This is a genomic window from Microbacterium sp., from assembly GCF_031178445.1.
GTDB lineage: Bacteria > Actinomycetota > Actinomycetes > Actinomycetales > Microbacteriaceae > Microbacterium.
In genome coordinates this window covers 132,556-138,592 of record NZ_JAPSIY010000010.1, presented here as the reverse complement: position 1 = coordinate 138,592, position 6,037 = coordinate 132,556, and the positions used below count along the sequence as shown (strand labels likewise).

Genomic DNA, 6,037 nt, shown 5'->3' with positions numbered 1-6,037 from the left:
TCCAAAGACCGGACGAGGATAATTTGGCATTTGACAAGTGCACGCTGTTGAGTTCTCAAGGATCGGACGCACCCACACACCCACCAACCAAAGCAGGACGCGCAGGGCAACTTCACAATCTTATCCGGCAGATCCGGGGCCGTCAAACGGCCGGGCCGGAGCCGGAACCTCCATCTTACACCCGCGAAACCGCGACTGGAAGAACTGGAGGATGTTCGCTGCTTGGAGGGGAGCCAGGCCTTCCGGCCTCTCGCTCAACCGCTTGGGGCGAACATGTAATAACTTACGCGGATCCCGCAGACCCGGCAAATCCTGCCCTACCCCCGGGCGTGTCGCGGTCCAGTCCCCGGTGAGGCGTGCGTGGGACCGGGGCGGTGCGACGTTCGGCAGGCGCAAGGTCACCCGCCTCGACGGGCGTCAGCCAGGGTGATGCGTCCTGTCGTGCCGTCGAGGGTGATGCGGTCCCCGTCGCGGATGCACCGCATGCCCCGGCGACGCCGAGCACCGCGGGAATGCCGTACTCGCGAGCGACGATCGCCGCGTGCGACAGCATCCCGCCCGTCTCTGTGATGACTCCAGCGGCGACGGCGAACAACGGCACCCAGGCCGGGTCGGTGTACGGGCAGACGAGGATCTCACCGCGACGCGCCCGCGCGAAATCCATGTGGTCCCGCACGATCCGGGCTCGCGCTGTGACGACTCCGTGAGACCCCGGAGTCCCGGTCAGCATTGCGCCGGGGGCTCTCCGCTCGAGGGAGGGGGTGCTCGGCAAGGCTGCGGTGATCGGCCGCGCCTGCAGCACCCACGTCCTACCGCCGGCTATGGCCCACTCGATGTCCTGCGGCGCGCCGAAGAGCTCGGCGATCTGCGCGCCGACACGGGCGAGGGCCTCGACCTGCCCGTCAGTGAGCGCGCGCGCAGTTCGCAAGTGCTCCGCCACGGAGCCGCGGACGACGCCGGTCGCCTGCTGGTTCACGTCCACCCGTGTGGCTTTCAGGCCGATTGTGCACTGCACGCTGCCATCGCTCGTGACCTCGTAGCGATCGGGGGTGACCGTCCCACCGACCACCGAGAGCCCGAGACCCCAGGACGCCTCGATGAGCGTCGAGCCTCCTACTCGCGAAGCGGTGAACATCACACCGGAGACGTCGGCGACGACGAGTCGCTGTACGAGCACCGCCCCATCTGGGGTCAGGCCCTTGGGGTCGCTCCCGTTCCGGCGCCAGTATTCGGTGACCCGGGAGGAGCGCGCGGACGCTCGGCACGCGACGATGGCGTCATGGACACGAGCTTCACCCCGCACGCCGAGAACGCTCACATACTGACCCGCCGCCGACCCGCCTGCGGTGTCTTCGTTCGCCGCTGACGAGCGCACCGCGACGATCGGGTTCCCCATGCGTTCCAGCTCGCGTGCGACCGCGTCTCCGAGCGAATGGCGAGATGCGGCATGCGCCCTCGTTCCCCGGGCCACTGAGCCGCGTAACGGCACCGCGAACCCTTCGGGGACCGGCAAACCCTCGCGGAGGAGCAGGGCCAACGCCGCCGCTTTGCCGCCGCATCGGGTCCGGGACGCTTCCCGTAGTGGTGTGAGCATCGTGCCGCATCAATAGTATGTTGACAACATTTCGTTGATGATATCGAGGTGAGGGCATGAAGTACGAGCGGGATGTCGGTCGATCACCTATCGGGGAGCACTCGCAACTGAAACGCGAGCGCGATGCCGGGGACCGGCTTCTGAGTCTGGGAGCCAGCGCCCTTCCGCCCCGCCCGTGGCGGCGGAACGGCATTCCGCCGACAGCGGTGGACCTCACTCAGTTCGCACTGTGGAAGTCCGAGGACCTCGAACCGGACGACCTGCTGGGCGCATTGTCTCTGCTCGCCGCGGCGCGCGCAGAGACGGAAGGCGTGGAGATCGGCCTGATCTTCAGCGCTCGCAACGCAGGGCTGACCTGGGCGAAGATCGCCGAGGCCATGCGCTTCCACTCGCCGCAAGCATGCCAGCAGCATGTCAGCCGCCTCAGCGCGAGACGTAGCGAAGGCCCATGACCCGCCAGTCGACATCACGCCTCCGGCTGCTGCACGCTGTGCGGCTGCTCGGATTCGCGGACGGCGCGGCGATCGCCGCACGCGCAGGGTCCTCCCCAGGCGAGGCGGCCGATCTGCTCGAAGAGGCGGAAAGCCGAGGCTGGGTGCAGCGCCTGTCGTTCGCCGACCTCGAAGGGTGGTCGCTCACCGACGCCGGGAGGACCGAGAACGAGCGTCAGCTCGCCATCGAACGAGAGAGCGCCGATCCGTCGCTGCGAATCGCTGCGGCCTACCGGGAGTTCCTCCCCCTCAACGCCAGGCTCCTCCGCGCCGTCACCGACTGGCAGATCTCCCCCACCGCCACCGATGCCTTCGCATCCAACGACCACTCTGACGGCGAGCGGGATGGACGCATCCTTTCCGAACTCTCGCGATTGAGTGAGGAACTCACGCCCCTCGCCGATCGCCTGTCGGGCGTGCTGGTGCGATTCAGCGGCTATGCCGAACGCTTCGCGTCCGCACTGGACAAGGCGAAGGGTGGCCAGCCGGCCTGGGTCGACAGGACCGGGATCGACTCGTGTCACCGAGTATGGTTCGAGTTGCACGAGGATCTCCTCGCCACGCTCGGCGTCGACCGCCGCGACACGAACCCCGATGGTTTCGAGTAGGCGTCAGTAGGGCAGATCCGATCCGTCGCACCAGTCGACGCTCTGCGAGACGCGTACAGGAAAAGCCCTGAGCCGCGACTCGTTCGTGAACGAGTCGCGGCTCAGGGCTTTGTCGTGGACCCAGGGGGATTCGAACCCCCGACCTCTTCATTGCGAACGAAGCGCGCTACCAACTGCGCCATGGGCCCGTGGACTCAGCTACATTACCACGCGCTCAACCGGCGGCTCGACGCGCGAGCATCTCCCGCACGTGAGCCTCGATCTCAGCGTCGTCCACGAATCCCATCTGCGAATAGCGGGACGGTCCGCTGTCGCCCGCAGGGGCAGGCAGACTGACCGGCGCCTCGGGCGCCAGCTCCTGTGCGCGCCGCCGCAGCTCGGCGAGTCTCGCCGCCCTGCGCCTGGCGTCCTGCGCGTCGATCTGCGCTCGGGCGGCCTGGGCGCGGGATCCAGCGACCGAGACCATCGGCTCAGGCAGCGCGCGCGGCGTCCATGTCGCCGGACCCTGGTCGTGAAGCGGCGGGGAGACCCGCTCGGCCTTCGGCTCGACGACGGAGTGCGCGGCTCTCACGGATGAACGAGCCGAGACCGCGGCCATGCGCATGAGCATGACGATCCCGAGTGCCGCGGTCAGCAGTCCCGCCGAAGCCGTCAGCCACTCCCCTGCCACGATGAGGCGCCACACTCCGATCCCGAGGATCGCAGTTCCCGCGAGCACACCGGTCGTGGCGATGAGCCGCACACGACGACGCGCACGCGCCTGTCGCACCTGGGGATCCCTGCGGGTGGCGGCGAGTTCCTGGCGCAGGCGTTCGAGTTCCGCGTGCTCCTTCTCGGCCTGCACCCGTTTGGCCAGCTTCTGCTTGGCCAGAGCGGTACGCGCCGTCAGCTCGAGCCGCACCTCTTCTGGGGTCTCGCTCGTCTCGGCGAGAACGCGCAGCGCCTGGTTCAGCCGCACGGCGTTGCGTTCGGCCGCGTAGTACTGATGACGGCCGCGCCAGGTGGGCATGAAATACAGCGCCCAGAGCAGCACGGCGACGACGACGATCACGCCCCCGCTCAGCACCGGCCCATCCATAGTCACCACGGTAAGCGACGGGTTTCGGACGCGCCCGGCACGCTCATCGCGTGTCGCGACGAATCAGGCTCACTGACCCGGCGCACCGGCCGACGGGATGGCTCCGGCGTCACGAGGCGCCCGCCCCTGCACCCATCGCCTCAGCACACCTTCGGGGACATCTTCGCGGGTGAGGGCGAACGCATAGTGGTCGCGCCAGTCGCCGTCGATGTGGATGAAGCGTCGGCGAAGGCCTTCGTACCTGAAGCCGAGCTTCTGCACGACGCGGATGCTGGCCTGGTTCTCGGGCCGGATGCAGATCTCCATCCGGTGCAGCCCGTACTGCTCGAAGCTCGCGTCCGTCGCGAGCGCGACAGCGGTCGGGGTGATCCCCCGCCCCGCGAACCGCTCGCTCACCCAGTAGCCGATCGTCGCCGAGCACAGCGATCCTCGAGAGACACCCCAGATGTTCAGCTGCCCCGCGATCTCACCGTCGCACTCCATGACGAACGGGTAGCCGGCCCCGTCGCGGTACTGCTGCAGCAGACGGCGGATGCTGACGCGCATGTCGAACGTCGCCACGCCGCCGGGAATGGTCGCCTCCCACGGCTGCAACCAGGCACGGTTCTCGAGCAGCTCGCGTTGCAGAGTGCGCGCGTCGCGGGCGCGCACCAGACGCAGCCCGACCGAACCGTGCTGCATGGGCGGGAGGGCGTCGAGCGGCATCTTTCGTCTCCGGCTAGATGCGGCCGGCGAAGTCCTTGAGCCACGGACGCAGATCGGAGCCGAGATCGTCGCGATCCACGGCCAGCTGCACGATCGCCTTGATGTAGTCGACCCGATCCCCGGTGTCATAACGCCGCCCGCCGAACACGACGCCGACGACGCCGGGCCCGTTCGGGTCGGCGGCGAGTTCCTGCAGCGCATCCGTCAGCTGAATCTCACCGCCCTTGCCGGGCGGGGTGCGCTCGAGGATCTCGAACACGCTCGGCGGCAGCACGTAGCGACCGATCACCGCCAGGTTCGACGGTGCATCCTCGGCCGCAGGCTTCTCGACGAGGCCGGTCACCTTCACCGTGCCGTCGGCACCGCCGTCGACGGCGGCCACTCCGTACATGTGGATGTACGCGGGATCGACCTCCATCAGCGCGATCACGGCCGCTCCGGTGCGCTCGTGCGCGGCGATCATCTCGGTGAGCAGCGCGTCGCGCTCATCGATGAGGTCATCGCCCAGCAGCACCGCGAACGAGGAGTCGCCGACGTGGGTGCGAGCGCGGAGCACCGCGTGACCGAGGCCCTTGGGCTCACCCTGTCGCACGAAGTGGATGTCGGCGAGATCGCTCGACTTCATGACGCGCTCGAGCCGGCCGTGGTCGCCCTTCTGCTGCAGCTTGACCTCCAGCTCGGGGACGGAGTCGAAGTGGTCGGAGATGGCGTTCTTGTTGCGCCCGATGATGACGAGGATGTCGTCGATCCCGGCGCTGACGGCCTCTTCGACGACGTACTGGATCGCGGGCTTGTCGACGACCGGGAGCATCTCCTTCGGCATGGCCTTGGTAGCGGGGAGGAAACGCGTCCCCAGCCCCGCAGCAGGGATGACAGCCTTGATCTTCTTCATTCGGCCAGCTTAGCGGCGCTGCCGCCGGCGTCCGGCCGCACAGCACGGCCCCGTATGATCGGGGCATGCCGAGCGACGAGGAACAGCAGAAGCGGGCCCTCCGCGCAGAGCTGCGGGAAAGGCGGCAGCTGCTGTCGGACTCGCAACGCGAGTCCGCCGCCGCGGGGATCGGCGCGCAGCTCGACGCGCTGCTCACCGCTCACGGTGCCCGCTCGGTGTCCTGCTTCCTCTCCACCACCACGGAGCCCGGCACTCACGAGTTCGTGCGGCGGGCGGTGGCCCGTGGCATCCGGGTCCTGCTTCCCGTCACCCGCGCGGACGGTCTGCTCGATTGGGCGGTCGCCGACGACAACGACGACGTCAGTGAGGGACTGTACGGCCTTCCCGAGCCGACCGGCGAAGTGCTCGGCCCGATCGCGGTGAACGATGTGGACCTCATGATCATCCCCGCGGCCGCGGTCGACCGGGACGGGACTCGCCTGGGCTGGGGGCGCGGCTACTTCGACAAGACCCTGGGCTCGATGGAGAAATGCCCGCCGGTGTACGCGGTCATCTATGATTCCGAGGTACTCGATTCCCTGCCGCGCGAGTTGCACGACCAGCCGGTCGACGGCGTGGTCACGCCGACGCAGACCATCGTGCTCTCCTCCTCGCGCCCTTGACCACCGG

At 68.3% G+C, this 6,037-nt stretch carries 7 protein-coding genes and 1 tRNA gene; 3 read left to right on the top strand and 5 right to left on the bottom strand.

Annotated elements, in window-relative coordinates; all coding sequences use genetic code 11:
- Positions 1 to 283: 283 nt before the first annotated feature.
- Positions 284 to 1,396 (bottom strand): PEP/pyruvate-binding domain-containing protein, encoded by a 1,113-nt coding sequence (locus RIN43_RS14225; RefSeq protein WP_309129583.1) that lies wholly within the window; start codon positions 1,394 to 1,396, stop codon positions 284 to 286.
- Positions 1,397 to 1,800: 404 nt separating this feature from the next.
- Here RIN43_RS14225 and RIN43_RS14220 point away from each other — a divergent pair, with 404 nt between their 5' ends.
- Complete coding sequence (locus RIN43_RS14220) at positions 1,801 to 2,046, top strand: hypothetical protein (protein WP_309129582.1); 246 nt, start codon at positions 1,801 to 1,803, stop codon at positions 2,044 to 2,046.
- A complete protein-coding gene (locus RIN43_RS14215; protein WP_309129581.1) occupies positions 2,043 to 2,693 on the top strand; it encodes a transcriptional regulator in 651 nt (216 codons plus the stop codon). The genes RIN43_RS14220 and RIN43_RS14215 overlap by 4 nt, the downstream gene beginning before the upstream one ends.
- A gap of 115 nt (positions 2,694 to 2,808) precedes the next feature.
- Here the strand turns inward: RIN43_RS14215 and RIN43_RS14210 are convergent.
- The 4 genes from RIN43_RS14210 to galU all read right to left on the bottom strand — a co-directional run bounded on the left by RIN43_RS14210 (position 2,809) and on the right by galU (position 5,368).
- Positions 2,809 to 2,881, bottom strand: a tRNA-Ala gene (locus RIN43_RS14210).
- Positions 2,882 to 2,907: 26 nt separating this feature from the next.
- Positions 2,908 to 3,771, bottom strand: a complete 864-nt coding sequence (locus tag RIN43_RS14205; protein ID WP_309129580.1) for a hypothetical protein — start codon at positions 3,769 to 3,771, stop codon at positions 2,908 to 2,910.
- Between the two features lie 69 nt (positions 3,772 to 3,840).
- Complete coding sequence (locus RIN43_RS14200) at positions 3,841 to 4,452, bottom strand: GNAT family N-acetyltransferase (protein WP_375163754.1); 612 nt, start codon at positions 4,450 to 4,452, stop codon at positions 3,841 to 3,843.
- A 37-nt stretch (positions 4,453 to 4,489) separates the two neighbouring features.
- A complete protein-coding gene (gene galU / locus RIN43_RS14195; RefSeq protein WP_309129578.1) occupies positions 4,490 to 5,368 on the bottom strand; it encodes a UTP--glucose-1-phosphate uridylyltransferase GalU in 879 nt (292 codons plus the stop codon).
- Positions 5,369 to 5,433: 65 nt separating this feature from the next.
- Here galU and RIN43_RS14190 point away from each other — a divergent pair, with 65 nt between their 5' ends.
- Positions 5,434 to 6,030 carry a 5-formyltetrahydrofolate cyclo-ligase gene (locus tag RIN43_RS14190; RefSeq protein WP_309129577.1) on the top strand — a complete coding sequence of 199 codons (597 nt, stop codon included), beginning with the start codon at positions 5,434 to 5,436 and terminating at the stop codon, positions 6,028 to 6,030.
- Positions 6,031 to 6,037 lie beyond the last annotated feature (7 nt).